Here is a 26,205-nt window from a genome sequence, read left to right as displayed (position 1 = left end):
GGCAGAAATGGTTCACACTTGAACAATGCTTGGACACCGCGCCGATGCCTTACGTGCTAGGCTGGCGCCGAGGATGGAGACCGCCATGACCGCATGCATCGTCGGCTGGGCGCATTCGCGCTTCGGCAAGCTCGAAGGCGAGACGCTGGAGGGCCTGATCGTCAAAGTGGCAACGGACGCGCTCGACCATGCCGGCATTGGTCCGGACGATGTCGACGAGATCGTGCTCGGCCATTTCAACGCCGGCTTTTCCGCCCAGGATTTCACCGCAAGCCTGGTGCTGCAGGCCGACGACCGGCTGCGCTTCAAGCCGGCGACCCGGGTCGAGAACGCCTGTGCCACCGGCTCGGCGGCGGTCCGGCAAGGCATCCGCGCCATCGACGCCAATGCCGCCCGCGTGGTGCTCGTGGTCGGCGCCGAGCAGATGACAACGACGCCCGGTCCCGAGATCGGCAAGAACCTGCTCAAGGCTTCCTATCTGCCGGAAGATGGCGAAACGCCGGCCGGTTTCGCCGGCGTCTTCGGCAAGATCGCGCAGGCCTATTTCCAGCGCTATGGCGACCAGTCGGACGCACTCGCCATGATCGCCGCCAAGAACCACAAGAACGGCGTCGACAATCCCTATGCGCAGATGCGCAAGGATTTCGGCTTCGAGTTCTGCCGCCAGGAGAGCGAGAAGAACCCCTTCGTCGCCGGACCGCTGAAGCGCACTGACTGTTCGCTGGTTTCCGACGGCGCGGCCGCTCTTGTGCTCGCCGACACTTCGACGGCGCTCAAGATGCGTCGCGCCGTCGCCTTCCGCGCCAACGAGCACGTGCAGGATTTCCTGCCGATGTCGAAGCGCGACATCCTAGCTTTCGAAGGCTGCGAGCACGCCTGGAACCAGGCCCTGAAGAAGGCCGGCGTGACGCTGGACGACCTCTCCTTCGTCGAGACGCATGACTGCTTCACCATCGCCGAGCTGATCGAATATGAAGCGATGGGCCTGGCCAAGCCTGGCGAGGGCGCGAAACTGGCGCTGGACGGCACCACGGCGAAGGACGGCCGCCTGCCGGTCAACCCCTCTGGCGGGCTGAAGGCCAAGGGCCACCCGATCGGTGCTACCGGCGTGTCGATGCATGTGTTGACCGCCATGCAGCTTGTTGGCGAGGCCGGCGGCATCCAGGTGCCGGGCGCCAAGCTCGGCGGCATTTTCAACATGGGCGGTGCCGCGGTCGCCAACTACGTTTCCATTCTCGACCGGATCAGGTAGAAGCGGCCCGCATTTCGCGGGTGATTTCATGACAAATCCGGTTCTGGTCGAGGTTTTGCGCGGTGCGGTGGTCGAGAGTGGCCATCGCGGCGCGGTCTCCGTGTTCGATGCCGATGGCAAGCCGTTGCTGGAGATCGGCGACACGGCGCGTCCGGTGTTCCCGCGCTCGGCGGTCAAGGCGATCCAGGCGCTGCCGCTGGTCGAAAGCGGTGCGGCCGATGCCTATGGGTTCGGCGACCGGGAACTGGCGCTGGCCTGTGCCTCGCATTCCGGCGAGCCGGCGCATGCCGAACTGGCTGACGCGATGCTGGCCAGGGCCGGCCTCGACCGGGCCGCACTTGAATGCGGCGCACATTGGCCGCTGGACCATGATGCGACGGTGGCGCTTGCCCGTACCGGCGGCTTGCCGAACCCGCTGCACAACAACTGCTCCGGCAAGCATGCCGGCTTCCTCTGCACCTGCGTGCATTCGGGCGTTGCCCATCAAGGCTACGTCAAGGCCGGGCACGCCTTTCAGGAGATGGTCCGCGACGCCATGCAGGCGGTGACCGGGGCCGCTCATGATGTCGACCATTGCGGCACCGACGGCTGCTCGATCCCGACCTATGCCGTGCCGCTGAAAAACTTTGCGCTGGGCTTTGCCCGCATGGCGACCGGCGCCGGTTTCGAACCCGTGCGCGCCAAGGCCGCCAAGCGACTGTTTTCCGCCTGCATGGCCGAGCCCTTTCTCGTCGCTGGCACCGGCCGCGCCGATGTCGCGCTGATGCAGGCGGCACCGGGTCGGATTTTCGTCAAGACGGGCGCCGAGGGCGTCTACTGCGCCGCAGTTCCGGAGCTTGGCCTGGGCATTGCATTGAAATGCGATGACGGCGCCGGCCGCGCCGCCGAAGTCATGATCGCTGCAGTGCTGGCGAAGCTGCTTCAGGCTGACGCGTCGCTGGCGGCGAAGCTGACTGAACAAGCCAATCCGGCCATCGAAAGCCGCGTCGGCGCGAAAGTTGGTTCGCTTCGTCCGACCGCTGCGCTCAACTGACGTGGTTGCGCTCGACGGTCAGATGCGCATAGCCGGTGTCGCCTGAAGAGGCGAGGTCATGTGTCGCCGGCTCAGCCCAGCGCTGACCGATGATGGCGCCGTTTTTTGCCCTGTCGATGACGTTGTCCGAAATGACAGCCGTTCCGGCGCCTTCGACCACGGACACGACAATGCCGGTTCCCGCCTTGCGAATGATGTTTCCCGTCGCCACGACATTGCGCAGATACGATCCCCAGCCGATCTGCATGCCGTAGAGCGGCGCATTCTCGACGACATTGCCTGACACCGTGGTATCGGCCTCGACGCTGATGCCGACGCCGAAGCCGGGCGCGTCGGCAGGGTAGGGACCCGTGATCGAGAGGTTGCGCACGATGTTGTTCGAGCACACCCCCATGCGGCCGCCTTGGTTGAAATTGACGATCGAGATGCCATTGGCCGCACCATCGATGATGTTGTTGCCGATGATCGCGCCTTCGAAGGAGAATTCGGAATAGAGCGCCGTCTCACCCGACCGCGAGCAGGTGTTGCCGGTGACCTGCAGGTTGCTCGAACTGTTGGCGCGGATCGCCGAGAAGGCGCAATCCGAGACGATGTTGCCGGAAATCGCGACATTGCCGGCGCGAAAGGCGTTGATGCCGTTGCCGTTCTGGCCGGTGCCGCCGCTGCGCGCCTGGATGCGCTGGACGCGGTTGCCGCTGACGATGGTGCCGTCCTCCGCCTGCTGCCAGCGATGCACGAGGATGCCGCCATTGCCGCAGTCGGACACGGTATTGCGGGAGATTTCCAGGCCGCCGGCCTCGACCGAATAGATGCCGGCGTCCGCCGCGCCCGATATGTCCGAACGCTCGATGCGGCCGGTCACATGCTCCAGCGCCAGACCGTTCTTGCCGCTGCCGGTGACCTGGCAATTGTCGATCGCTAGGTGGGCGACGCGGCGCAGGTCGAGCAGCCCTTGCGCATAGTCGGCCATCCAGCGGTTGGCGCCGTCGAACACCAGCCCGCTGAGTTCGATATGCTCAGCTTGCTCGGCCATCATCAGATGGCCGTTGCCGCCATAGACGATCCGCGTAGCGCCCGGCACGCCGGAGAGCCTGACACGGGCGGGAAGCGTCAGATTCGACACGACATAGGTTCCCGGCGGCAGGAACACCGGCATGTCGCGCTCGGTGGCGTCGCGCAGCAGCTTGGCGAAGGCCTTGCTCTGGTCGTCGACGGCGCCGGGCTGCACGCCAAGCTCGGTGGCGTCGATCGAGCCGCGCATAGAGGCCTTCTCGATGCCGGGCAGGACTTTCGCCGAGGCCTTGCCCAGCGCAAGGCCGATGACGGCAAAGCCGGTGGTTCCCGTGAGCAGCGTTCGTCTGTTCAACATCGGCACAGATTCCTGGCGTTTGGCAGTCACATCGCAGGAATCGTGCCAAGCCGGACCGACCCGACCGGAACGCAGGCAATGGCTTGTGAAGTCACCCTTACACGCCTAAGTTTGCTGTATGAGCAGGGCCTTCACCCGCGAGGAAGACAGCGAAAACGCCATCGCCGGCATCGGCGAGCGGCCGGTCAGTCAGCATCGCAACCTGGTGACGGAACACGGTCTCGCGCAGATCGAGGCGGAGTTGACTGGGCTGCGCGATGAACTGGCAAAGGCCGAGAAAAGGGCAGACCGCGAGCGCATCGCGCTGATGTCGCGCGATTTGCGCTACTGGACCGCCAGGCGCGAAAGCGCCGAGCTTTCTGTGCCGGAGCCGGGCAGCGATCTGGTTCGTTTCGGCATGGGCGTCACGCTGGAAGGCGATGACGGCAGGAAGGTGCACTGGAAGATCGTTGGTGAGGACGAGGCCGACCCGGCCAAGGGCTCGATTTCCCACGTGTCGCCGATGGCCATGGCCCTGTTCGGCAAGAAAGTCGGCGACGTCGCAAAGGTCAATGGCAAGGAGTGGGAGATCGTCAAGCTGTCGGACGGCTAATCCTTGAGCTTGACGACATGGTCGCGGAAGAAAGCCGCTTCACCGGCTTCGTTGATCTCACCGGCAGCGATGCCCATGACGAATTCATATTATAACAGGCCTCTCAAGCCTGCAGCAGCCGATCCATCAGCCGGTCCGCCGCTTCCGGAATGACGGTCCCTGGCGGGAAGATTTCGGCTGCACCCGCCTTGAGCACCGCGCCATAGTCTTGCGGCGGGATGACGCCGCCGGCGACGATCAGCATGTCGTTGCGGCCGAGCTTCTTCAGCGCACCCTTGAGTTCGGGAATGAGCGTCAGATGGCCGGCCGCCAGCGATGAGGCGCCGATGATATGCACGTCATGCTCGACCGCGAGTTTCGCGATTTCTTCCGGCGTCTGGAACATCGGCCCGACCGTGACGTCAAAGCCGAGATCGGCGAAGGCGGTGGCAATCACCTTCTGGCCGCGATCATGGCCATCCTGGCCCATCTTGGCGACTAGGATGCGCGGCTTGCTGCCGTTTTTCTCCTCGAAGGCCGCGATCTTGTCCTGCAGACGGTCGACCGTCGGATTGTCGCCAAGCGCGTTGCGATAGACGCCGGAGATCGTCTGCACCGAGGCGACATGGCGTCCGAACACCTTTTCCAGTGCCAGCGAAATCTCGCCGACCGTGGCGCTGGCGCGCGCGGCCCGGATGGCGAATTCGAGCAGGTTCTCGCCGCTCTCCGCCGCGCGGGTGAGAGCTGCGAGCGCGCTCTCGACCGCGCCGACATCGCGTGTACCCTTCAGCCGCTGCAACTTCGACAATTGCCGGGCCCGGACCTCGGCATTGTCGATCTTCAGCACATCGACCTCGATATCCTTTTCCGGGCGATGTGCGTTGACGCCGACCAGGGTCTGCTCGCCGGAATCTATGCGCGCCTGGGTGCGGGCGGCGGCCTCTTCGATGCGCAGTTTTGGGATGCCTTTCTCGATCGCGGCGGCCATACCGCCAAGGCTTTCGACCTCCTCGATATGGGCAAGCGCGCGCGCCGCCAGATCATGCGTCAGCCGTTCGACAAAGGCCGAGCCGCCCCACGGATCGACGATGCGCGTGGTGCCGGATTCCTTCTGCAGGATGAGCTGCGTGTTGCGGGCGATGCGGGCCGAATGATCGGTCGGTAGCGCCATCGCCTCGTCGAAAGAGTTGGTGTGCAGCGACTGCGTATGGCCTTGAGTCGCCGCCATCGCCTCGATCATGGTGCGGGTGATGTTGTTGTAGGGATCCTGCGCCGTTAGCGACCAGCCCGAGGTCTGGCAATGGGTGCGCAGCGACAGCGAACGCTCGTCCTTCGGCGAAAAATTCTTCTTCATCAGGCTCGACCACAAGAGCCGCGCGGCCCTCAGCTTCGCGACCTCCATGAAGAAGTCCATGCCGACAGCCCAGAAGAAGGAAAGCCGCGGCGCGAAGCGGTCGATGTCGAGGCCGGCAGCGACGCCTGCACGGGCATATTCGATACCGTCGGCGATGGTGTAGGCGAGCTCGAGGTCGGCGGTCGCGCCCGCCTCCTGCATGTGATAGCCGGAGATCGAGATCGAATTGAACTTCGGCATATGCTGAGACGTGTAGGAGAAAATATCCGACACGATCCGCATCGAGGGTTTCGGCGGATAGATGTAGGTGTTGCGCACCATGAACTCTTTCAGAATGTCGTTCTGAATGGTTCCGGCGAGATCCTTCGGCGCAACGCCATGTTCTTCCGCCGCCACGATGTAAAGCGCCATGATCGGCAGCACCGCGCCGTTCATGGTCATCGACACCGTCATTTCGTTGAGCGGTATGCCGTCGAAAAGCTGGCGCATATCGAGGATCGAATCGATGGCGACGCCCGCCATGCCGACATCGCCGGCAACGCGCAGATGGTCGCTGTCATAGCCGCGATGGGTGGCGAGGTCGAAAGCGACCGACAGGCCTTTCTGGCCGGCGGCAAGATTGCGCCGGTAGAAGGCATTCGATTCTTCCGCCGTCGAGAAGCCGGCATACTGCCGGATCGTCCACGGCTGCTGGACATACATGGTCGGGTAGGGGCCGCGCACGAAGGGCGGCAGGCCCGGATAGGTGTCGAGATGCGGCAATCCCTTGAGATCGCCCTGGTTGTAGAGATGCTTGACGGCAATGCCTTCCGGCGTTAGCCGCTGGCCCTTGACCTCGGCCGGCATGCGCCGTGGCGCCGACCAGCCGATCTGGCTGAAATCCGGGATCATGATCCGGCTCCGATCGACTGATCGATGCGGACCGGAAACAGCGGCTCGCAAACCGCCACGCCCTCGGTCAAGGCGGGCCGCCGCTCGGCCGGCAGCGTCTCGACCGGACGCTCGGTGCCGGATCGGAAAAGCGTCGTGCCGACGATCGCGCGTTCGCCTGCCCGGTATGCGGCATTGCGCTTCGCGGACGCGGTCTGAACGCGATTCTGGATGTATCCCTGCTGCAGGCTGACCAGCACGCCGCCCTCCGCCTCGATCCGCTGGAATTCCTCCCAGGCGGCCGCGCAGAGGTCGGCGGTCAGCGCTTCCACGGCGCCCGAGCCGCTGGCCGGGTCGGCGACATGGTCGATATGGCTTTCATTGGCCATGATCAGCTGCGTGTTGCGGGCGACGCGACGGGCAAAGCCCGCCGGCAGTCCATGCGCGATCGTGTGCGGCAGGACGGAGATCGAATCGGCGCCCCCTGCGGCCGCGGCAAAACCGGCGATCGCGGTGCGCAATATGTTCGTCTCCGGGTCGGCCGCGGTCATCATGCGGTAGGACGTCTCGGCATGGATGCTGGCCGTCGAGGCTGGGATCGAGCAGGCTTCCTGGATTCGTGCCCACAGCCGGCGCAAGGCGCGGACCTTGGCCATCGACAGGAACTGGTCCTGGTCGACGCTGAGCGCGAAGCCGATATGGGGTGCGGCATAGACCAGCGGCTGGCGCGCCTGCTCGAACATCCTGAGGTAGGAGACCGCCGAAGCCAGCATCGCGCCGAGTTCCTGCGCCTCGGTGGCGCCGGCATTGTGGAACACGCGCCCGTCCGCTTCGAGCAGCACGCCCGGAACGCCCATCGAGAAGAAATGCGCTAGCGATTGAGGCATCGACGCCTGCAGCGCCTCGATCGACATGCGCAGCCGGCCAGTGCCGGCAAAGATCGCCGCCGGATCGATGCCGAAAGACAGATTGAGCTTTGCCGGGTCGGAGCGCCGCTTGCCGAGGAACGCCACCAGCCAGTCGGCCACGGCGCGGCTCCAGGGATGGGCGTCGATGCGGATCTGGATGTGGTTGAGTGGCACGCCGTCGAGCACAGTTTCCAGCGCCTCGGCCGTCCTCGGCAGGCCGTAGCCGAAGGCATTCGGCGCGCCTTCAAAGACCAGCGACAGCCCGGTCGCGCCTTGCGCGACATCTTCCAGCGCCTGCGCCTTGGCGCGGCCGATATCCGGATCGTCGATGCGTTGGCTGACGATCCATGGCGCTCTCGGATTTGCCCGCACCAGCGGCTCAGCCGCGATCGAACGCTCGTAGAGGGGCTCGATGCGGATGCCGTCGTCGCTATGCGACACAAGCTTGTCCTCGAAGGACCCGCCGGCGAGTGCCTTTTCCGCCAAGGCCAGCCAGCGCTGGCGCTCAGCGTTCGGAAGGTCGACATCCATGGTCAAGGCGCCGGCGCCCATTGCATTCCCCGTTTTCTCGGCTGCATCAGCCGGGAGCCCAGTCTAAGGTCCCCGGTTGGATATCACAATGCGGCATCCGTTCCGCCAGTTCCCGGGGATAGCTAACCGATTGCCAAACATGCGCAAAATCCGCAAGTTTCGAAAGGCCAATTTCAGTGGCGGCCATTGCCGCTGCGCGATAGCGTTACTATACCTCGGATGAGCCTGACATTTTCGACGGATCAGTTTGCGGAGACCGGACATATGGCTGACGACAAGAGCATTTTCATCGGCGCCAGCCGCAAGCCCGACGACAGCTATCAGCGCGCCGAGCAGCTCCTGCTGCAATACGGCAATCGCCATGGCCTGATCACCGGCGCGACCGGCACCGGCAAGACGGTCAGCCTGCAGATCCTGGCAGAAGGCTTCTCCAACGCCGGCGTGCCGGTCTTCTGCGCCGACATCAAGGGCGACCTCTCCGGCATCGCCATGATGGGCACGGCGCAGGATTTCCTTGTCAAGCGGGCCGAGCAGGTCAAGCTCGACCCTTATGACTTCCAGGAATTCCCGGTCATCTTCTGGGACCTGTTCGGCGAGCAGGGCCACCCGATCCGCGCCACCATCTCGGAAATGGGGCCATTGCTGCTGTCGCGGCTGATGAATCTTTCCGAGGCGCAGGAAGGCATCATGAACATCGCCTTCCGCATCGCCGACGAGGAAGGCCTGCTGCTGCTCGACCTAAAGGACCTGCAGGCGCTGCTTGCCAACATCGCTGAGCGCGCCGACGAAATCGGCTCCCGCTACGGCAATGTGACCAAGCCTTCGGTCGGCGCCATCCAGCGCACGCTTCTGGTGCTGGAGCAGCAGGGGGCGGCGAACTTCTTCGGCGAGCCGGCGCTGCACATCGCCGACATCATGCGCACCACCCGCGACGGGCGCGGCGCCATCAGCGTTCTGGCCGCCGACAAGCTGATGATGAATCCCAGGCTCTACGCCACCTTCCTGCTCTGGCTGATGTCTGAGCTGTTCGAGGAATTGCCCGAAGTCGGCGATCCCGAAAGGCCGAAGCTGGTCTTCTTCTTCGATGAAGCGCATCTCCTGTTCGAGGACGCACCCAAGGTGCTGGTCGACCGGGTCGAGCAGGTGGTCCGCCTGATCCGCTCGAAGGGCGTCGGTGTCTATTTCGTCACCCAGAATCCGCTCGATATTCCCGAATCCGTACTTGCCCAGCTCGGCAACCGCGTCCAGCACGCGCTGCGCGCCTATACGCCGCGCGAGCAGAAGGCGGTCAGAACCGCCGCCGATACGTTCCGGCCCAATCCCGACTTCGACTGCGCCACGGCGATTACCCAGCTCGGTACCGGCGAGGCTCTGGTCTCGACGCTGGAGACCAAGGGCGTGCCGTCCATGGTGCAGCGGACGCTGGTCCGTCCGCCATCGTCCAGGCTTGGCCCGATCACGCCAGTCGAGCGCCGCCAGCTGATCGGCGAGAGCCCGGTCTCCGGCCAGTACGACCAGACCGTCGATCGCGAATCGGCCTTCGAGATGCTGCAGAAGAAGGCCAAGGAAGCGCAGGACGCGGAAGAGCAGGCGCAGCAGGCCGACAGCGGCCGCTCGCGCTGGACCATTCCCGGCTTCGGCGATGACGACCCGGCGCCGCAATCAGGCGGCCGGCGCGCCCCGGCACCACGGCCGTCCAACCGCCAGACGGTGGCGGAAGCCGCGATCAAATCGGTGGTGCGCTCGGTTGGTTCGTCGGTAGGGCGGGCGATCGTGCGCGGTATTCTGGGCAGCCTCGCCAGAGGACGCTAAACAGCATCGACCTAAAGGCCGCATATCGATCGGGATCGGCATTGAATTGAACTACTTGGGCACGGTGTAGAACTCGTGGGTGTTCATCTGAGCATTGATCCCCGGCATGCCGTCGGACTGGAAGGAGCCACCGGCGACATGGAACTCGTTGCGAATGAAACCGGCTACGAAGCCGTGGCGAGCAATCTGCATATGCGGTAGGGTCTGCCACGTGTCGGTTGCAGGATCGTAGGCCTCAAAGGCCCAGAATGTGCGCTTGCCTGCCGGGTCTTGGTACTCGCCACCCGTCACATAGATCTTTCCACCATAGGCACTGCCCGACACCCCACCCCGCGGTGTGGGGGAACGGCCCTTGTAGGTCCAGGAATCGGATTTGGGATCGTACTCCTCGACCAGATCGGTGACGTCGCTCTTGGTCACGAAGGGCAGACCAATTCTACCGTCAATCGCATAAATCTTTCCACCGACAGCAGCGGCGAGAAAGTGATTGCGGCCGGTCTGCATGGGAGCCCGGCTTGTCCAAGTGTTGGATGCGGGGTCGTAGACCTCGACAGTCCTGCCGACGATGTTGGGAACGTCGGCCCAAAGGGGCTCCTTCATGTCGCGGCCATGCTCATGGGCATGTGCGCCGCCGACGACGTAGATTTTTCCGTCGAGCACCACAGAAGCTGCCGCTCCGCGGGCAGTTGGCATAGGTGGAAGCCTGGACCAGCCGTCGGTCTTCGGATCGTAGACAAAAGCATCAGCTGTCGGTTGCCATTCTTTGGTGCCCGGCTCTCCGACGAAACCACCGAACACGTACACTTTGCCGTCGTAAGCCACAGTTGCAGTATGATGGGCCGGCTCAGGCATTGCCGCTCTCTTCGACCAGGCCTTCGTATTTTCGTCATACATCACGACCGTGCCGACGGGCATAACCTCCGGCACGTCGATGCCGCCAATGACGAACCACTGATTGCCCACCACAGCGCTGGAATTCTCGCTCTGAGGCTCAGGCATCGGCGTTCCCATCTGCCACGTGCCATCCTGGGCGAACGCTGGCGCAAGATTGAGTGCCAGACTTATCATCGCAGCGGAAACCAGCAATTTTGTCTTCATAGGAAGCTCCTTGGGTTGCGGTTAGGCGCCGACCCGGAGTTGCCTGAACGCCCTTCGTCCTCCGCAACAAGGAGGTAACTGAACGTATGAGCAGTTAGAATTATCGATTACGGAATGGGCTCTTTGGGCCTGCCAAACAATGTGATGCTCAACCTTGCTATTCCAAAGCGGCCTTGGCAGAGGTTCGGCCGCGACGCCGCGGCCGTCGGGAAATTGAAGCTTGAGCACTTACCAAACCGTCAATCGACGGCATGCCCCAGCGAGGAGGACAAATGCACAAGCCAGAATTGCGGGAGCTCATCGCCTTCGCGGAGGCCGCTCGGCAATTGAACTTTACCAGGGCCGCCGCCGCACTGGGGGTGTCGCTACCCAGCTTCAGCCAAACACTGAGGGGTCTGGAAGAGAAGCTCGGCGTGAGACTGCTCACACGAACTACCCGTAGTGTGTCGCTGACCGCGGCGGGTGAAGAGCTTCTTACCAACATAGGCCCGATATTGAGCGGACTGGACAGTGTCCTCGACGGATTGAACAAGTTCCGTAGCGCCACGGGCGGGAAACTGAGAATTCTGGGTTCACGGACGGCAACAACTGTCCTGATAGCCCCTCTTATCGGCCGCTTCCTTGCAAGGCACCCCGAAATTGAGTTCGAAATCCTTGTCGATGACCTTCACCTTGATCTGGTGGAACACCGCATCGACGCGGGCATTCAGGTCGGAGAACGCATCGAGAAGGATATGATCGCCGTCCGGATCGCCGAACCCTTCGACGAACTTCTTTTTGCTGCGAAAGACTACCTGCTGGCTCATGGCGAGCCCAGCGAGCCCAGCGCGCTCGCGGATCACTGGTGCGTTCGCCTTCGATCCCCGTGGGACGGTACGATCCAACCCTGGACCCTGCACAAGGGGGATGAGAAGGCCGAACCCGCCACCGGCACGCATGTCGTGGCCAACGATCTTCGTGCGATTGCCAGTGCAATTGCTGGAGGTGCCGGAATCGGCCTGGTGCCAGCCATTCTGCTGCAGGAAGAGTTGCGGTCGGGACGCGTCGTGACCGTCCTCGAGGGGTGGGGTTCCCCGATCTCCGGGATCTACTTGTACTATCCCAGCCGTCGACAGATACCTGCAGCCCTTGCTGCCTTCATAACGTTCATGAAGCAGAACAGACCCGCGCTACATGTGCCTGCAAAGAGAAAGCCACAGGCGCAGTAGAACCTTAGAGTGCAGCGGCAACCTGTTGGGTGGCCGCCGCCCTCCAAGGAAATCGGAGCTCAGGGCTGAGGAACAAGGATGTCGCGGGAATAGACAGGCAACGATACGACCGAGACAAGGCTCTCGCTGCCGTCGAAGATCGCGGTCAACTTTCCGCCTTCGGCCTTCAAGGACAGGCCGCGGAGATGGTTTGCGTCGCCGGACTTCACAACGTCAGCAGCCTCATTGTAGCGATAGATGCGCGAGAATTCTGGCTTGAGCTGCGAGTAGACGTGACTGTCGCCCTTCTCCAGGGTCATCGGGCCACGTTCGAATTCCATTTGCAGTGAAACCTTCTCACCGCCGCCTTCGAAGTTCCAGGTCTCGCTCACCGTCGTCGGGCTCGAGTTATAATGAACCCCACGATTGACGTCGTCCTTGGCCGTTTCGGCAATGCCGTAAGGACCGGCTCCACCGCGCGAAAGGCCATCGAACAACATCAGCACGCTCTCACTGCTTCCCGTCTTGTGAACAGGGATGCCGAAAAGCACGTAGCGGTACGGAGCCCCGACTGTACCCTTGGGATCCACCGCATAAAGCTGATCCACAAATTCAATCTGGAGGTTGGCGCCGGCGGAAGGTGCTGTTGTAAACGGGCTGAGCTCCCAGCCCGCTGGCAGGAACTTGGAGAGTGCCGCCGTCGAAGCCTTGTAGTAGAGAACCGTGCGGACATCGGAATTGCTTCCGCTGTAAAGCTCGGCGTTTGCGAGCGAGGGCAATGCGAGCGCAATGGTAAGCGCGGCGGCCGCGGCAAGACGGTTGCCCAGCGATTTGAGATGCATCATGTCAATGGTTCCTTTGGAGTGCGGCAGCTCCGTCCGGAGCCGTCGCTGAACGAGGATCAAAAGCCGGCAAGGCCGGCCTTGGCGCACTGCTCGTCCTGCGCGCCCGTGCCGCCACTAGCCGAAATCGCACCGATGATCTTGCCGTCCTTCATGACCGGAATGCCGCCAGGCGCTGCGATGACGTGATCCATGTTCAGCATGAATGGACCCATCTTGGCCGTGACGTCGAAGAAGTCGCGTGTCGGACGCTTGTAGACGGCTGCCGAAGTTGCTTTGTCCAAGGCGATCTGGGCGCTCGCCACCTCGGTGTTATCTGCCTTTTCGTAATAGACTAGGGCGCCGTGCGTATCGACGACGGCGATGGCCATGAGCCACTTGTTGGCTGCGCATTCCTTGACTGCGCCGGCGGCAACCTGCTTGGCCTCCGACAGAGTGATGTCGGGACCATAAACATCAGCGTCGCTGGCAAATGCCAAGGTGGTAACCGAGAGAACGCCAATGGCTGCTGCTGCGGCGGCGGCCCATTTTGACATAGACATATTTGAACCTTTCGTTGGTCATGCGACCTTGTTTCGTCGAGACGAAGCGAAGGTCGTTGCCGCTTCACGAGAAGACCTGACGGGCGCTCATCAATCATTGGTAGACTTGAGAGTGAATGCCGTTGGTCACTGGACATGGATATTCCTGCCCGTCCCGCGAATGAATGACGAATTCCGAAATGGAGTATTTGGGGATGTGAAAGAATGGGCTTGCACGGACAATGACGCGGCCGATAGGCGGCACACGAACGCGATGAATTGCGCCTAACACAAGCCGCCTGGTGCGAGACGGTTAAGCCGCCGTTATTCAACCGAGTTATGATGCTGCCCCTAAACTCTGAATTGGACGGAGTTGGCCATCTCGGCAACGGTACGCCCGCAACAGCCCCGGCCGAGGCGTGCAGAGCTTCGGCGAGCGAGCAGCGAGGCGGAAGTCCAGCTGCAGCGCCCCGGCAAACCAAACAGAGGTCCGAAAATGGTCGCTTCCCGGATAACGCTCGATCGCTTGTTCGACGACACCGAAGGCTCTGCCCAACTGACCAGCAGCGATGCCATCAATCCCACCCGTCGCGCCTTTTTGGCCGTTGGCTGTTTTTGCCTGGCCTGCAGTTTTGCGACGCCACTGTTCGCAGATGCGCCCATGGTGAAAAGCCAGGCACCCGGGTTTTATCGCCTGGCGGTCGGCGATTTTGAGCTAACGGCGCTGTCCGACGGCAGCAATATGCTGCCCGCTACGAAATTGCTGCAAGGCGACCCGGCACGGATCGAAGAAGCCCTGAAACGCAACTACCTCGGCGACCTCATCGAGACCTCGCACAATTCCTTTCTCGTCAATACCGGAGCCAGGCTGGTCTTGATCGACGCCGGTGCAGGCTCACTATTGGGGCCATCGACGGGCCATCTGCTCAGCAATCTGCGCGCCTCGGGCTATCGGCCTGAGCAGATCGACGAACTTTACCTTACACATCTGCACACGGATCACGTTGGCGGTCTCATGGCCGACGGCCAGAGAGCTTTTCCCAACGCAATTGTACGTGCCGACAAGCGGGACACCGACTACTGGCTAAGTGAGGCAAACATGCGCGCTGCTCCGGCTGAGGCGAAGCGGTTCTTTCAGGCCGCCATGGCATCGATCACGCCATATATGCGAGCCGGCAAGCTCGCCGTTTTCGAAGGCAACACCGATCTCGTGCCCGGTGTGCGCGCGCAAACAGCCTATGGCCACACGCCCGGACACACCATGTACGTGGTCGAGAGCAGGGGCGAAAAGATAGTGCTGTGGGGCGATGTCGTGCATGTCGCCGGCGTGCAGTTCAAAGACCCTTCCGTCACGATCCAGTACGATGCGGACGCATCCGAGGCCGAACGCGTGCACGAACTCGCATTCGCCGATGCGGCCGAAAACGGCTATATGGTGGGCGGTGCGCACATATCGTTTCCTGGGCTGGGCCATGTGCGTCGCGACGCCGAAAATACCTACACATATTTGCCTCTGAATTACGGGTAAGGTGGTCTTATCACCTCAAAGTGGAAGCACATCCGCGCAAAAGACCTCTTGGACATTCGTCCGCTCACAAGACAATCATGTCTGCCTGGCGGATGCCGTTTCGCCAATCGGCGGGTCATCGAATGGCGATCCGCAAACTTCTCCCACCAGCGATCGAAACCATTGGTGGGCAGGGTGGGTCTGCAGTCGTTCGTGCCAGATCAGCTTGTAGAGCAATTTCTCTGTCTCGAACGGCAGATTGCGCACCACCAACTCATGCTCATCGGCAGTGGCACGCCATGGTCCGCTTAGGAAGCCAAGCGGCACGCAGGTCAGAAGGTCGCTGCGTGAGACGATCCTCAGCGCGTCGGCAAAGTGATTGACGACGACGGCGATCGCCCTTGTCCGCCCCGTCAGGCTGAGCCAGCCGTCCACCAATCCCAGTTCCATGCCGGATGGGGTTACCAGAACATGCGCCGCGGCGGTGAACTGATCCAGCGTCAGGCCGTCGGCCAGTTCGTGCCCGCTGCGCATTACGCAGACATAGCGATCCGTCCGCAGGCTTTGCACATGTACATCTCTTGGCAGCGAGGCAAACATGCCTACGGCGCAATCAAGCGTACCGCGGTCGATTCCTCCCAGTGAGCTTTCATGGGTATGGATCGCAAAGGAAACGCGGGCGCGTGGGGACGCAGCCTGCAACTTCAGCGTGATTGCGCTGACACCTTCCAACGCAAGACTGTCGGTGACGGCAATTCGAAAACTGGTCGCATCCGATGCGGGATCGAAGTCGTCCGGGGTGAAAGAGGCGCGGATTGCCGTAAGCGAGCGATGCAGTTCGGGCCACATCGCGACCATGCGTGCCGTCGGCTGGACCCCCGTCGCGGTCTTGAGGAAGAGCTGGTCTTTCGTCAGCTTGCGGGCGCGGCGCAACGCATTGCTGACCGCTGGCTGGCTCATCGCCAGGCTCGCGGCCGCACGCGTTACGTTTCTTTCCAGCATGATGGCCTCGAGAACGGCGATCAGGTTCAAATCGAGGCGCACGTTATTCACCCAGGAAATGACGCTTGTGTCTAATTCTAAATTGGACGCGCCGGCCGCGGCAAGCAATCCTGTTTCGAACGAGCCACCGAACACATGCGAGTGAATGCGCGCACCTCGCAACCGGTGATAAAAGCTCCGTACAAAACAGAGGATACGACATGGATGACGTCGCTTTCGCGGACGAGCTGCCAAAACTTACCGGCAAGATCAGCGCCGACCGCATCCGGTTGATGCGGACGCCGCGTCCGCCGAAGGAACTGATCGACGGGTTCAAGAGGATCGGCGACGCCACCAGCGTTGTTTCGGATATTTTGGATGAGCTCGGCATCACCGGTGCGATTGGCGCATCGCTGCTGAAGCCGACCCTGCCTTCAACGTCGATTGTCGGTCCAGCACTTACTGTACGCAACATACTGCAGCGCGAGCATGTCTACGAGACGGCGCGAAACCACGTCAACCGGATGGCGGAATTCGAGGCCCACAATCTGGCACTGCCGGGCGACGTGGTGGTCATCGACGGTGTCGCCGGCGTTTCGAACATGGGCGGAATTTCGGCCCAGACGGGAAAGAGACAGGGGGAGGCCGGCGCAATCGTCTCTGGAGGCATTCGCGACCTCGGACATTCGCGACGGGTCGGCTACCCGCTTTGGGCCACGGAGGTTACGCCCGTCACCGGCAAATGGCGGATCGAGACCGTGGAGATCAATGGCGATATCCAGATCGCCGGCGTTCGGGTTGCTCCCGGCGATATTGTTGTCGCGGACGAAACCGGCGTCTGCTTCATCCCAATCGCCCGGGCCGCCGAGGTTCTCGCAAAGGCGCTTAAAAAGTCAGCTTTCGAATGGGCAAAGTGCGAAGCAATCGACGCCGGTACCGCCGTCGCGGACCTGCCCGGCAATGCATGAAGCGATGGATCATCCAGTGAAAAAGCTCCGCGTCGCCATCATTAACGACTACCAGGACGTGGTGCGGACACTGGACTGCTTTTCCACGCTGGAAGGCCATGAAATTACCATCTGGACCGATATCGTCGACGACATCGACGTCTTGGCAAATCGTCTGTTCGATGCGGATGTCCTTGTGCTGATGCGTGAGCGCACCAGGATCGACGAAGATCTGCTCAGCCGCCTGCCCAATTTGAAGCTCATCAGCCAGAACGGCCACATCCCCCATATCGATCTGGCGGCGTGCGATAGGCATGGCGTCGTCGTTTCGTCCGCTCTCACGTCGCGCCCGTCCTATTCGACGGTGGAATTCACCTGGGGGCTGATCCTTGCAGCGATGCGAAACATTCCGTTCGAGAGCGCCTCGCTGCGGCAAGGCCATTGGCAGACGACCATCGGGCTCGGCTTGAGAGGCCGTGTCCTGGGCATCTATGGTTTCGGCCGGCTGGGCTCGATGGTGGCGCGCATCGGTAAGGCCTTCGGCATGGATGTGCTGGTGTGGGGCCGCGAGGGCTCGCTGGCGCGCGCCAGGTCCGAGGGGTTTGACACCGCCGCGGACAAGGACTCACTGTTCAGCCTGTCGGATGTCCTCAGTTTGCATCTGCGGCTGAATGCCGAGACCACCGGTGTGATTGGTCCTGATGACCTGGCCTTGATGAAGCCAACCGCGCTGCTTGTGAACACCAGCCGCGCCGAGTTGATTGAGCCGGGGGCTCTGGTGTCGGCGCTGGTGCGTGGCCGCCCCGGCAAGGCTGCCGTTGACGTGTTCGAACGCGAGCCGCTCACCAATCCGGACGACGCCCTGCTCAGGCTCCCCAACGCACTATGCACGCCGCATCTCGGCTACGTCGAACGCGACAATTACGAGTTCGCCTACGGCAACGCGTTCGACCAGATCGTCGCGTTCGCGCAGGGAAGCCCGATCAACGTGCGCAACGCCCATAGCCCAAAACAGGATCACTGAAATGAACCTCGAACTCGACGGTAAAGTCGTCCTGATAACTGGCGGCAGCAAGGGAATAGGGCTGGCTTGCGCACGGGCCTTTGGCAGGGAAAGAGCACGCGTGGTGATTGTCTCGCGCAGCCAGCAGAACCTGGACGCCGCGAAGGCAACGCTGGCAGCCGACGGCCTGTCGGTAGCGAGCTTCGCCGCCGACCTGTCGGACGAGCTTGCGGCAAAGGAAATGGTCGCAGCACTTGAGGATCAGGTGGGTCCGATCGCGTCCCTGGTCAATTCAGCCGGCGGCGCCCGGAGAGTTCCTCCGGACGAACTGACGCCGGACAAGTGGCGTATCGCGATGGACGCGAAATTCTTCACCTACATGAACGTCACGGACTACGTCCTGCCCCTGATGGTGGCCCGGCGTGCCGGCACGATCGTCAACATCGTCGGCACCGGCGGCAAGATCGCATCACCCATGCATTTGCCAGGAGGGGCTGCCAACGCGGCGCTGATGCTCGCCTCGGCGGGACTGGCGGCTGCCTGGGGGCACGCAGGGGTCAGGGTCAACGTCATCAATCCCGCCGCCACCATGACCGAGCGTCTGCAGATGTCGCTTGAAGTCGAATCCAAAATGACGGGCAAGGCGCCGGAGGAGCTGCTGCGGTTGAACGAGCAACGCATTCCGCTGCGGCGCTACGCAATGCCGGAAGAAGTGGCCGACGCCGTGCTTTTTCTCTCCAGCGCAAGATCCTCCTACGTGACTGGAGCGTCGCTGACCATGGACGGAGGTCTCACTCCATTGGTCGTTTGACGCGGCCCCACAGCAAGGAAAATTACGGGAGGAAGAAAATGTTCGCTTGGTACAGGGAGTTGACGGAGCGGGAGCAAAACACCTTCTGGGGCTGCTTCGCCGGCTGGGCCGTCGATGCGATGGACGCGCAGCTCTTCAGCTTCGTGCTGCCAATTCTTATTGCAGCCTGGGGAATGACGACGGCGCAGGCCGGCTATCTGGCCACGGCAACGCTGCTCTCGGCGGCGATCGGAGGATGGGCCTGCGGATATCTCGCCGACCGTTTCGGCCGTGCTCGCATCATGCAGTTCACGATCCTGTGGTTCTGCGCCTTCACCTTCCTCGCCGGTTTTGCGCAGGACTTCCAGCAACTGATGGTCCTGCGCATCATGCAAGGGCTGGGCTTTGGCGGTGAGTGGGCCGCCGGCGCGGTTCTCATGGGCGAGATCATTCGCGCCGAACATCGCGGCAAGGCCGTGGGTACCGTCCAGAGCGGATTCGGCGTTGGATGGAGCGCGGCCGCGATCCTGGCAGGCCTGGTTCTGGCGCATCTGCCCCAGGAGTATGGATGGCGCGTTCTGCTGATGATTGGTGTTCTCCCCGGCCTTCTGGTTCTCTATTTGCGCCGCAAGATCGAGGAGCCGGAGATCTTCGTCAAAACGCGCGCGCATGTCGAGAAGACCGGGACTCGTCCGGGATTGGGCGCGATATTCCAGCCGGAAACCTTGCGGATAACGATCCTGTCCTCATTGCTTGCATTCGGCGTGATTGGCGTTGGCGGTGCGATCGTCAACTGGCTGCCCACTTTCATGAAGACCGTGCGCGAACTGTCGCCGGCCACATCGGGATACTACGTGTTCGTGGTGACCGGCGGCTCCTTCTTCGGATTTCTGGCGAGCGCATACCTGGCCGATCATCTGGGGCGGCGTCGCACGTTCCAGCTGTTTTTGCTGTGTTCCTGGCTGATCACCGTCGCCTACATGTTTTTGCCGCTCTCCGGCTGGCCGCTGGTCATACTGGGCGCGCCGTTCGGCTTCTTCACGATCGGAAACTATGCGACGCTGGGGCCGTTCTTCACCGAGCTGTTCCCCTCTGCCATTCGCGCGAGCGGCCAGAGTTTCGCCTATAATTTCGGCAAGGCTGCAGGCGCGGCGGCTGTGTCCACTATCGGAATACTGGCGCAATACATCACCCTGGCGGAGGCGATCGGCCTGGTTGCGCTGCTGGGCTACAGCATCGCTTTTGTCGCGACCCTTATGCTGCCCGAGACGCGTGGAATTCAACTCACTCCCGGTTATGAGCCTCTTGCGCCGCATCCCGACTGCGGTGTCTCTTCGCCGTCCGCCGAGGCCGCCGTTGTGCGCGCGAGACGATAGCCGGCCGGTTCCGGGTTTGCTCTTGCGCAGCCTGTTTCCAGGTGCTCGGCACCCAGCGCCCCCGAATTAACCCACGGATCAGATCTCGCGGAGGATCATTAGACCATGCGCAAGAGCATTTCGGTGAAAGGACTGAGCCACAGGCATCCGGTTCCCAATGCCTGTCGGATCGGCAACATGGTGTTCTCAGGCGCGGTTCACGGGGTGAGCCCGATCACGCACGAACTGCCGTCCGGCATGGCCGATCAGTCCGCCAATGTTTTTGCCAATATGCTTGCCATCATCGAGGCGGCAGGCGGCAGCGTGGAGGACATTATCAAGGTGGAAATCTATCTCCGCGACAGCAGCGACAGGAATTCCGTGAACGAAGAATGGCTGCGGATGTTTCCAGATCCGCAGTCGCGTCCGGCCCGGCACGTTCGGCCATTGCCGCCGGATAGCCCATCCCTGGTGCAATCCGAATTCATTGCCGTCATCGAGGACGTTGCCTGATCTCAGCACCAAAGCTGGTCTGCGGCTGGAAGAGCTATTGATAGGGTAGTTCGTCAGCCGCACCGCGAGTGCGCGCTGCGCACCGATCCACATTCGATGATCACGCGAGACCCCAGGGCGGCGACATCCGCCGCCCTGTACGAACAGGTCGGAAGATCTGGTCGCTGTTCAGTCCACCGGCCCGAGCAGGATCGATCCGTCCGGAACGCCGGCGTCGATCGGAATGGCTCTGCGGTTCGCCGTAGCCACCATCGGCTGACCAATATTGGCGGTAACGATCACTGGCGTCTTCGAAGGCACGCGATCGTAGAGATCGATGATGTCCTGATTGATCAGGCGAACGCAGCCCGATGATACCGACTTGCCGATCGAATTCCATTCCGGCGAACCGTGCAGGCGGTAGAGCGTGTCCTGGTTGCCCTGGAACAGATAGAGCGCGCGTGCGCCAAGCGGATTCTTGAGCCCGCCTGGCATGCCGCCATTGTCGGCGCTGTATTCCTTCAGTTCCGGCTGCCGGGCGACCATCTCGTCCGGCGGCGTCCATTTCGGCCATTTCTGCTTCCACTGGACGACGGCGTCTCCCGCCCATTCGAAGCCGGCGCGGCCAAGGCCGACGCCGTAGCGGATCGCCTGGCCGCCCTCACGCACGAGATAGAGGTGGTGGCCGGTCGTATCGACGATGATGGTGCCCGGCTTCTGGCCGGTCGGATCGGGTACGATCTGGCGCAGGAACTGTGGGTCGATCTTCTGGTACGGTATGGCGGGAACCTCGAAGCCTCCATCGCTGATCGGACCGTACATCATCGCATAATCGGACAGGGGCGGCTCGACATAGGCCGGTGGCGGCGGCTCGACCAGCTGCTGCCCGACCGTGCCGCAGGCGGAAACCGCGACCGAGGCGGCGCCGAGCGCAGCGGCATTGAGGAAGCCGCGGCGGCTCAGGCGAAAGGAGGACGAATCGGGTGTGAACATGGTTGCCTTTTCTAGGTCTTAATTTGCAAGAACGCGTGAATGCACCAAGCGGGATCTGGCCGGGGGGAGCATCCTTTTGCTCTCAACAGTCGGCGGCGATAGACGGTTCCGATTCTGGCCTGACGGTGGACAAACAAAGGCAAAGCTGTGACTGCCATACATCTGTTGCCCAACAGCAACAGGCCGCGCCACAGGCCTTGAACCATGGTCGGGCGCGGTTTCATCCACCGGTCAGCAGACCTTCTAGCGACGGCAGGATCAGTGATGGTGGAAAGTCCCGGTATTCGTCGGGCTGGTCGGCGCGGTTGATCCAGACGGTGCGGAAGCCGAATTTGGTGGCGCCGGCGACGTCCCAGCGGTTGGAGGACTGGAACGACACCGCTGCCGGGTAAAGACGCCACCCCGTGCTCACCATGTCGTAGACCGACGGGTCGGTCTTGAAGCACCTGACGGTATCGACGGAAAAGACGTCGTCCAGCACCTGGTCGAGCGCGGCGGATTTGACCGCCGCCTCCAGCATCTCCGGCGAGCCGTTGGAGAGGATGGCGAGCTTTGCGCCCGATGCCTTGAGCGCTTTGAGCACGGCCGGCACCTCCGGGTAGCAGTCGAGGCGCCAATAGGCGTCGAGCAGCTTGGTCCGCAGCGCCTTGTCCGCCGAGGGCACCGTGCGAAATGCGAAATCGAGCGCCTGCTCGGTCAACTGCCAGAAATCGGCATAGGCGCCCATCAGCGTCCTGACCCAGGAATATTCGAGCTGCTTGGCGCGCCAGATTTCGGACAGCAGCTGGCCGTCCGGCCCGATCTGGTCGGCATGGCGGCGTACGGCGGCATGCACGTCGAACAACGTGCCGTAGGCGTCGAAAACATAGGCTGCGTGATGCATGGCGACAGTTTTGAGGCGAGCAGGCGAAAGGCGCAAGCATTGATTGCAAGGCGCTCATGCTGGCCTGAACGATTCTCGACGATGCCGGTTGACGGCAGCCGCCAAAGCATCTTCCTATGCTGCCCCGGAATATCATCCAGGGAAACAAGCGATGACACTGGCAGCTGCGGCGCAATCCGCGACATGGACCTTCGTCGACGGCGACTGGCATGAAGGCAATGTCGCCATTCTGGGACCGCGCAGCCACGCCATGTGGCTTGGCACCAGCGTCTTCGACGGCGCCCGCTGGTTCGAAGGCGTCGCGCCTGACCTCGAACTTCATGCCGCGCGCGTCAACACTTCGGCGATTGCGCTCGGCTTGAAACCCACCATGACCACCGACAAGATCGTCGGACTGACCTGGGACGGCCTGAAGAAATTCGACGGCAAGACGGCTGTTTATATCCGGCCGATGTATTGGGCCGAGCATGGCGGCTATATGGGCGTGCCGGCCGATCCGGCCTCGACCCGCTTTTGCCTCTGCCTCTACGAATCGCCGATGATTTCGCCGGCGGGCTTTTCGGTCTCCGTGTCGCCATTCCGGCGGCCGACGATCGAGACCATGCCGACCAATGCCAAGGCCGGCTGCCTTTATCCCAACAATGGCCGCGCCATCCTCGAAGCCAAGATGCGCGGCTTCGACAATGCGCTGGTGCTAGACATGCTGGGCAATGTCGCCGAGACCGGAACCTCGAACATTTTCCTGGTCAAGGACGGCCATGTGATGACGCCGGCCGCCAACGGCACCTTCCTGTCCGGCATCACCCGTTCGCGCACCATAAACCTGCTCGGCGACTACGGCTTCAAGACCACCGAAAAGACGCTCTCGGTGCGCGACTTCCTCGAGGCGGACGAGATCTTCTCGACCGGCAACCATTCCAAGGTCGTGCCGATCACGCGCATCGAGGAGCGCAACCTGCAGCCGGGGCCGGTGGCCAAGAAGGCGCGCGAACTCTATTGGGACTGGGCGCATTCGACGTCCGCCGCCTGAGCCGCCAGGCGCGCCTTGCGGCGCTGCGTTTGTTTTGACGCAGGGTCCGTTCGCAAAACCGTGTGACAGTTTTCCGGAACCTCTCTAGAAAGGGAACCGGCGCTTCATTCCGGAGTTGTCCCTAATCATTCCAGACCTATGTTAGTCCGGTATCGACACCGGATTTTTCCATGAGGGAGTACCATCCATGGCTTTCGAATTGCCCGCTCTGCCGTACGACTACGAGGCGCTCCAGCCGTACATGTCGAAGGAGACGCTGGAATACCACCACGACAAGCACCACAAGGCTTATGTCGACAACGGCAACAAGCTGGCCGCCGAGGCCGGAATGGGCGACCTGTCGGTTGAGGACGTGGTGAAGCAGTCTTTCGGCAAGAATGCCGGGCTCTTCAACAACGCCGCCCAGCACTACAACCACATCCATTTCTGGAAGTGGATGAAGAAGGGTGGCGGCGGCAACAAGCTGCCGGGCGCGCTGCAGAAGGCCTTCGACAGCGACCTTGGCGGCTACGACAAGTTCAAGGCGGACTTCATCGCCGCCGGCACCACCCAGTTCGGCTCGGGCTGGGCCTGGGTTTCGGTCAAGGACGGCAAGCTGGCGATCTCCAAGACGCCGAATGGCGAGAACCCGCTGGTCCATGGCGCGACGCCGATCCTTGGCGTCGACGTCTGGGAGCACTCCTACTACATCGACTACCGCAATGCCCGGCCGAAATATCTCGAGGCCTTCGTCGACAGTCTCATCAACTGGGACCACGTCCTCGAACTCTACGAAAAGGCCTGATCGCACTTTTGAAAAGCCCCGGCACGACCGGGGCTTTTCTTTTCCCGGCGCCTATACAGCGTCCGACAAAATAGCACCCAGGGAAGGGGAATAATCACGCCATCGGCGCCGTTATGGTTGTGTCTCGAACTATCTTCACCATGGAGCCAATTGAATGAGAAAGCTTGTCATCGCCATCTCTATGCTCGCCTTTGTCGGTTCGGCGGCGTTTGCCGACCCGATGCTGGATCGCCAGGCTCTGATGAAGGAACGTGGAAAGATTGCCGGCGGATTGTCGAAAGTGGTCAAGGGCGAGGAGGCTTTCGACGCTGCCGCCGTGCTCACTGCGTTGCAGTCGCTGCAGGCGAATTCCGAGAAACTTGACATTGATGCCCTCTTCCCGGCCGGCAGCGATACCGGCGACACCACGGCATCTCCGAAAATCTGGGAAGATACGGCCGGCTTCAAGGCGGCCAACGACAAGTATGTCGCCGACGTCAAGGCGGCGGTCGCTGCCGCACCCGCCGATGTCGATGCGCTGAAGGCGCAGTTCAACACCATCGGTGGCGATTGCGGCACCTGCCACGAGGGTTACAGGATCAAGAAGGGCTGACGGCGGGCAATGCCCGTGCTGAAAAAGCTTATCGGCGCCGCCCTTGTGCTGGGCGGCGTCGGCGCTGTTGCCGCGTGGTTCCTGTCGGCACCGGTCAGGCTCGATGCTGAAGCCCTGGCGCAGCTCGGCCCTGGCGATGCCGCCAGGGGCAAACGCATCTTCTATGCCGGCGGCTGCACCTCCTGTCATGCCAAGCCGGGCTCGAAGGGCGAGGCGCGTCTGCAACTGGCTGGTGGTCTCCAACTCAAGACGCCGTTCGGCATTTTCGTGCCACCGAATATTTCGCAGGACGCCAAGGACGGCATCGGCGCCTGGTCGGAGGAAGACCTGGCCAACGCCGTGCTGAAGGGCGTGTCGCCAGGCGGCGAGCACTTCTATCCGGCATTTCCCTACGCGTCCTACGCCCGCATGAAACCATCGGACATTGCCGACCTCTACGCCTTCCTGAAGACGCTTCCGGCGGTGGCCGGCAAGGCGCCGGGCCATACGCTCGGCTTCCCCTTCAACATCCGCCGCGGCATCGGCCTGTGGAAGCTGCTCTATCTCAGCCCGCAGCCGGTGATCGCATTGCCTGAGAACGCAACGGATCCGGTGATGGCAGGCCGCTATCTGGTCGAGGCGCCAGGCCACTGCGGCGAATGCCACACGCCGCGCGACCTTGCGGGCGGAACGAAGAAGGCCGAGTGGCTGGCGGGCGCGACCTCCGCCGAAGGCCGCGGCATCGTCCCCAACATCACCTCGGGCGAGGGCGGCATCAGTGACTGGTCGGAAGCCGACATCGCCAACTATCTCGAAACCGGCTTCACGCCGGACTTCGATTCTGTTGGCGGTGCGATGGTCGACGTGCAAAGGAACATGGCCCAACTGACGCCCGAAGACCGCGCGGCCATCGCCGCCTATCTGAAGGCCGTCCCGCCGCATCCCAACGGCTATCCCGCGCGCAAAAAACCAGCCAACTGATTAGAGCAATTCCAGGAAAAGTGTGAAACGGGTTTCCGTCCGGAATTGCGTCAAAACAAAGAGATAGAGCGGTTCTGAACCGCTCTACGGGTGGCGGTCGCCGAGGAAATCGAAGCCGGTTTCGAAGAAGTGGTTGTAGTCGCAGGTCAATTCCTCGCCGGGCGCGATGTCGCGCAACGCGTAGGTCTCCTCGGGCGAGGAGACGTCGCAATTCGGTTCATCGGCATGGTTCATGTAGCGCGCGTCGTCGGCTTCGAAGACGATGTATCCGGGGTTGCGCCGATCAGGATAGGAATAGCGGTCGAGATACCCCTTTACCGGCCCGGACTCACCCTCGTAGGTGTCGACCTTGATCAGCCGGTCAAACCGGGGGTCGAGCTTCCAGACCAGCGTGCCCCGTGGAATGTGTTTCTTGGCGAAGACGCCGATGCCCTGGATGGGCGATTTGTCGAGATAGACGTCGACGAGCAGCATGGCGGGCCCTTGCGAGATTGTGACTGCGGGTGCGGCTCTGAAAAGCCGGGCATTGGGTAGCGCGCG

At 62.3% G+C, this 26,205-nt stretch carries 26 protein-coding genes; 16 read left to right on the top strand and 10 right to left on the bottom strand.

Annotated features, from left to right (window positions below; genetic code table 11):
- Positions 1 to 85 precede the first annotated feature (85 nt).
- Complete coding sequence (locus AC1RUK_RS18580) at positions 86 to 1,252, top strand: acetyl-CoA acetyltransferase (protein WP_481834457.1); 1,167 nt, start codon at positions 86 to 88, stop codon at positions 1,250 to 1,252.
- A gap of 28 nt (positions 1,253 to 1,280) precedes the next feature.
- Positions 1,281 to 2,285, top strand: coding sequence for an asparaginase (locus tag AC1RUK_RS18575; RefSeq protein WP_481834458.1), 1,005 nt, complete (start codon positions 1,281 to 1,283; stop codon positions 2,283 to 2,285).
- Here AC1RUK_RS18575 and AC1RUK_RS18570 read toward each other — a convergent pair.
- Positions 2,278 to 3,654: a TIGR03808 family TAT-translocated repetitive protein gene (locus AC1RUK_RS18570; protein ID WP_481834459.1), complete on the bottom strand. Its 1,377-nt coding sequence runs from the start codon at positions 3,652 to 3,654 to the stop codon at positions 2,278 to 2,280. The two genes, AC1RUK_RS18575 and AC1RUK_RS18570, sit on opposite strands and share 8 nt — an antisense overlap.
- A gap of 118 nt (positions 3,655 to 3,772) precedes the next feature.
- Here AC1RUK_RS18570 and greA point away from each other — a divergent pair, with 118 nt between their 5' ends.
- Positions 3,773 to 4,246, top strand: a complete 474-nt coding sequence (gene greA, locus AC1RUK_RS18565) for a transcription elongation factor GreA (RefSeq protein WP_436171646.1) — start codon at positions 3,773 to 3,775, stop codon at positions 4,244 to 4,246.
- 103 nt (positions 4,247 to 4,349) lie between these two features.
- Here greA and scpA read toward each other — a convergent pair whose 3' ends face one another.
- Together scpA and AC1RUK_RS18555 are read right to left on the bottom strand one after the other, a co-directional pair.
- Positions 4,350 to 6,470, bottom strand: a complete 2,121-nt coding sequence (scpA, locus tag AC1RUK_RS18560) for a methylmalonyl-CoA mutase (protein ID WP_481834460.1) — start codon at positions 6,468 to 6,470, stop codon at positions 4,350 to 4,352.
- Positions 6,467 to 7,909, bottom strand: a complete 1,443-nt coding sequence (locus tag AC1RUK_RS18555) for a methylmalonyl-CoA mutase subunit beta (protein WP_481834461.1) — start codon at positions 7,907 to 7,909, stop codon at positions 6,467 to 6,469. The genes scpA and AC1RUK_RS18555 overlap by 4 nt, the downstream gene beginning before the upstream one ends.
- Positions 7,910 to 8,152: 243 nt before the next feature.
- Here AC1RUK_RS18555 and AC1RUK_RS18550 point away from each other — a divergent pair, with 243 nt between their 5' ends.
- Positions 8,153 to 9,700, top strand: coding sequence for a helicase HerA-like C-terminal domain-containing protein (locus tag AC1RUK_RS18550; RefSeq protein WP_481834462.1), 1,548 nt, complete (start codon positions 8,153 to 8,155; stop codon positions 9,698 to 9,700).
- Between the two features lie 51 nt (positions 9,701 to 9,751).
- Here the strand turns inward: AC1RUK_RS18550 and AC1RUK_RS18545 are convergent, their stop codons facing one another.
- Complete coding sequence (locus AC1RUK_RS18545) at positions 9,752 to 10,798, bottom strand: Kelch repeat-containing protein (RefSeq protein ID WP_436171650.1); 1,047 nt, start codon at positions 10,796 to 10,798, stop codon at positions 9,752 to 9,754.
- A gap of 272 nt (positions 10,799 to 11,070) precedes the next feature.
- Here AC1RUK_RS18545 and AC1RUK_RS18540 point away from each other — a divergent pair, with 272 nt between their 5' ends.
- Positions 11,071 to 12,006 carry a LysR substrate-binding domain-containing protein gene (locus AC1RUK_RS18540; RefSeq protein WP_436171651.1) on the top strand — a complete coding sequence of 312 codons (936 nt, stop codon included), beginning with the start codon at positions 11,071 to 11,073 and terminating at the stop codon, positions 12,004 to 12,006.
- 59 nt (positions 12,007 to 12,065) lie between these two features.
- On the opposite strand, the gene AC1RUK_RS18535 is transcribed toward AC1RUK_RS18540, so the two are convergent.
- A complete protein-coding gene (locus tag AC1RUK_RS18535; RefSeq protein WP_481834463.1) occupies positions 12,066 to 12,830 on the bottom strand; it encodes a hypothetical protein in 765 nt (254 codons plus the stop codon).
- Positions 12,831 to 12,886: 56 nt separating this feature from the next.
- Positions 12,887 to 13,306, bottom strand: a complete 420-nt coding sequence (locus tag AC1RUK_RS18530; RefSeq protein WP_436171653.1) for a GlcG/HbpS family heme-binding protein — start codon at positions 13,304 to 13,306, stop codon at positions 12,887 to 12,889.
- Positions 13,307 to 13,328: 22 nt separating this feature from the next.
- Between AC1RUK_RS18530 and AC1RUK_RS18525 the strand changes: the two genes are divergently transcribed.
- Both AC1RUK_RS18525 and AC1RUK_RS18520 read left to right on the top strand, forming a co-directional pair.
- A complete protein-coding gene (locus AC1RUK_RS18525) occupies positions 13,329 to 13,637 on the top strand; it encodes a hypothetical protein (RefSeq protein WP_481834464.1) in 309 nt (102 codons plus the stop codon).
- A 237-nt stretch (positions 13,638 to 13,874) separates the two neighbouring features.
- Positions 13,875 to 14,876 carry an MBL fold metallo-hydrolase gene (locus AC1RUK_RS18520; RefSeq protein WP_481834465.1) on the top strand — a complete coding sequence of 334 codons (1,002 nt, stop codon included), beginning with the start codon at positions 13,875 to 13,877 and terminating at the stop codon, positions 14,874 to 14,876.
- A gap of 75 nt (positions 14,877 to 14,951) precedes the next feature.
- On the opposite strand, the gene AC1RUK_RS18515 is transcribed toward AC1RUK_RS18520, so the two are convergent.
- A complete protein-coding gene (locus AC1RUK_RS18515; protein ID WP_481834466.1) occupies positions 14,952 to 16,019 on the bottom strand; it encodes a LysR family transcriptional regulator in 1,068 nt (355 codons plus the stop codon).
- A 38-nt stretch (positions 16,020 to 16,057) separates the two neighbouring features.
- On the opposite strand from AC1RUK_RS18515, the gene AC1RUK_RS18510 reads away from it, so the two are divergent.
- The 5 genes from AC1RUK_RS18510 (at position 16,058) to AC1RUK_RS18490 (ending at position 20,444) form a co-directional block, all read left to right on the top strand.
- Positions 16,058 to 16,804, top strand: a complete 747-nt coding sequence (locus tag AC1RUK_RS18510; protein WP_436171657.1) for an RraA family protein — start codon at positions 16,058 to 16,060, stop codon at positions 16,802 to 16,804.
- Between the two features lie 16 nt (positions 16,805 to 16,820).
- Complete coding sequence (locus AC1RUK_RS18505; protein ID WP_481834467.1) at positions 16,821 to 17,807, top strand: D-2-hydroxyacid dehydrogenase family protein; 987 nt, start codon at positions 16,821 to 16,823, stop codon at positions 17,805 to 17,807.
- Between the two features lies 1 nt (position 17,808).
- Complete coding sequence (locus AC1RUK_RS18500; RefSeq protein WP_481834468.1) at positions 17,809 to 18,597, top strand: SDR family oxidoreductase; 789 nt, start codon at positions 17,809 to 17,811, stop codon at positions 18,595 to 18,597.
- A 38-nt stretch (positions 18,598 to 18,635) separates the two neighbouring features.
- The gene (locus tag AC1RUK_RS18495) at positions 18,636 to 19,952 is read left to right on the top strand and encodes an MFS transporter (protein ID WP_481834469.1); all 1,317 of its coding nucleotides are present in this window, start codon (positions 18,636 to 18,638) and stop codon (positions 19,950 to 19,952) included.
- 105 nt (positions 19,953 to 20,057) lie between these two features.
- The gene (locus tag AC1RUK_RS18490; protein WP_481834470.1) at positions 20,058 to 20,444 is read left to right on the top strand and encodes a RidA family protein; all 387 of its coding nucleotides are present in this window, start codon (positions 20,058 to 20,060) and stop codon (positions 20,442 to 20,444) included.
- Positions 20,445 to 20,612: 168 nt separating this feature from the next.
- Here AC1RUK_RS18490 and AC1RUK_RS18485 read toward each other — a convergent pair whose 3' ends face one another.
- The gene (locus AC1RUK_RS18485) at positions 20,613 to 21,416 is read right to left on the bottom strand and encodes a L,D-transpeptidase (protein ID WP_481834471.1); all 804 of its coding nucleotides are present in this window, start codon (positions 21,414 to 21,416) and stop codon (positions 20,613 to 20,615) included.
- A 220-nt stretch (positions 21,417 to 21,636) separates the two neighbouring features.
- Positions 21,637 to 22,299 carry a haloacid dehalogenase type II gene (locus tag AC1RUK_RS18480; RefSeq protein ID WP_481834472.1) on the bottom strand — a complete coding sequence of 221 codons (663 nt, stop codon included), beginning with the start codon at positions 22,297 to 22,299 and terminating at the stop codon, positions 21,637 to 21,639.
- Between the two features lie 151 nt (positions 22,300 to 22,450).
- On the opposite strand from AC1RUK_RS18480, the gene AC1RUK_RS18475 reads away from it, so the two are divergent.
- From AC1RUK_RS18475 to AC1RUK_RS18460, 4 genes are all read left to right on the top strand, one after another.
- A complete protein-coding gene (locus AC1RUK_RS18475) occupies positions 22,451 to 23,329 on the top strand; it encodes a branched-chain amino acid aminotransferase (protein ID WP_481834473.1) in 879 nt (292 codons plus the stop codon).
- 187 nt (positions 23,330 to 23,516) lie between these two features.
- Entirely contained in the window at positions 23,517 to 24,113 is a 597-nt protein-coding gene (locus AC1RUK_RS18470; RefSeq protein ID WP_006199690.1) for a superoxide dismutase, read from the top strand.
- A 154-nt stretch (positions 24,114 to 24,267) separates the two neighbouring features.
- On the top strand, positions 24,268 to 24,705 hold the full coding sequence (locus tag AC1RUK_RS18465) for a c-type cytochrome (protein ID WP_481834474.1): 438 nt from the start codon (positions 24,268 to 24,270) through the stop codon (positions 24,703 to 24,705).
- A gap of 9 nt (positions 24,706 to 24,714) precedes the next feature.
- Positions 24,715 to 25,665 (top strand): cytochrome c, encoded by a 951-nt coding sequence (locus AC1RUK_RS18460; RefSeq protein ID WP_481834475.1) that lies wholly within the window; start codon positions 24,715 to 24,717, stop codon positions 25,663 to 25,665.
- An 84-nt stretch (positions 25,666 to 25,749) separates the two neighbouring features.
- On the opposite strand, the gene AC1RUK_RS18455 is transcribed toward AC1RUK_RS18460, so the two are convergent.
- On the bottom strand, positions 25,750 to 26,139 hold the full coding sequence (locus AC1RUK_RS18455; protein ID WP_481834476.1) for an SET domain-containing protein: 390 nt from the start codon (positions 26,137 to 26,139) through the stop codon (positions 25,750 to 25,752).
- Positions 26,140 to 26,205: the final 66 nt, after the last annotated feature.

It is taken from the genome of Mesorhizobium monacense (assembly GCF_056781675.1).
This window is presented reverse-complemented; position numbering and strand designations above follow the sequence as displayed.

Coding starts and splice junctions, on each gene's coding strand:
- AC1RUK_RS18480 (WP_481834472.1), bottom strand. CDS start 22,299: ATGCATCACGCAGCCTATGTTTTCGACGCCTACGGCACGTTGTTCGAC.
- AC1RUK_RS18490 (WP_481834470.1), top strand. CDS start 20,058: ATGCGCAAGAGCATTTCGGTGAAAGGACTGAGCCACAGGCATCCGGTT.
- AC1RUK_RS18465 (WP_481834474.1), top strand. CDS start 24,268: ATGAGAAAGCTTGTCATCGCCATCTCTATGCTCGCCTTTGTCGGTTCG.
- AC1RUK_RS18570 (WP_481834459.1), bottom strand. CDS start 3,654: ATGTTGAACAGACGAACGCTGCTCACGGGAACCACCGGCTTTGCCGTC.
- AC1RUK_RS18555 (WP_481834461.1), bottom strand. CDS start 7,909: ATGGGCGCCGGCGCCTTGACCATGGATGTCGACCTTCCGAACGCTGAG.
- AC1RUK_RS18580 (WP_481834457.1), top strand. CDS start 86: ATGACCGCATGCATCGTCGGCTGGGCGCATTCGCGCTTCGGCAAGCTC.
- AC1RUK_RS18470 (WP_006199690.1), top strand. CDS start 23,517: ATGGCTTTCGAATTGCCCGCTCTGCCGTACGACTACGAGGCGCTCCAG.
- greA (WP_436171646.1), top strand. CDS start 3,773: ATGAGCAGGGCCTTCACCCGCGAGGAAGACAGCGAAAACGCCATCGCC.
- AC1RUK_RS18495 (WP_481834469.1), top strand. CDS start 18,636: ATGTTCGCTTGGTACAGGGAGTTGACGGAGCGGGAGCAAAACACCTTC.
- AC1RUK_RS18455 (WP_481834476.1), bottom strand. CDS start 26,139: ATGCTGCTCGTCGACGTCTATCTCGACAAATCGCCCATCCAGGGCATC.
- AC1RUK_RS18545 (WP_436171650.1), bottom strand. CDS start 10,798: ATGAAGACAAAATTGCTGGTTTCCGCTGCGATGATAAGTCTGGCACTC.
- AC1RUK_RS18550 (WP_481834462.1), top strand. CDS start 8,153: ATGGCTGACGACAAGAGCATTTTCATCGGCGCCAGCCGCAAGCCCGAC.
- scpA (WP_481834460.1), bottom strand. CDS start 6,470: ATGATCCCGGATTTCAGCCAGATCGGCTGGTCGGCGCCACGGCGCATG.
- AC1RUK_RS18475 (WP_481834473.1), top strand. CDS start 22,451: ATGACACTGGCAGCTGCGGCGCAATCCGCGACATGGACCTTCGTCGAC.
- AC1RUK_RS18525 (WP_481834464.1), top strand. CDS start 13,329: ATGGCTGCTGCTGCGGCGGCGGCCCATTTTGACATAGACATATTTGAA.
- AC1RUK_RS18510 (WP_436171657.1), top strand. CDS start 16,058: ATGGATGACGTCGCTTTCGCGGACGAGCTGCCAAAACTTACCGGCAAG.
- AC1RUK_RS18535 (WP_481834463.1), bottom strand. CDS start 12,830: ATGATGCATCTCAAATCGCTGGGCAACCGTCTTGCCGCGGCCGCCGCG.
- AC1RUK_RS18460 (WP_481834475.1), top strand. CDS start 24,715: ATGCCCGTGCTGAAAAAGCTTATCGGCGCCGCCCTTGTGCTGGGCGGC.
- AC1RUK_RS18500 (WP_481834468.1), top strand. CDS start 17,809: ATGAACCTCGAACTCGACGGTAAAGTCGTCCTGATAACTGGCGGCAGC.
- AC1RUK_RS18485 (WP_481834471.1), bottom strand. CDS start 21,416: ATGTTCACACCCGATTCGTCCTCCTTTCGCCTGAGCCGCCGCGGCTTC.
- AC1RUK_RS18540 (WP_436171651.1), top strand. CDS start 11,071: ATGCACAAGCCAGAATTGCGGGAGCTCATCGCCTTCGCGGAGGCCGCT.
- AC1RUK_RS18575 (WP_481834458.1), top strand. CDS start 1,281: ATGACAAATCCGGTTCTGGTCGAGGTTTTGCGCGGTGCGGTGGTCGAG.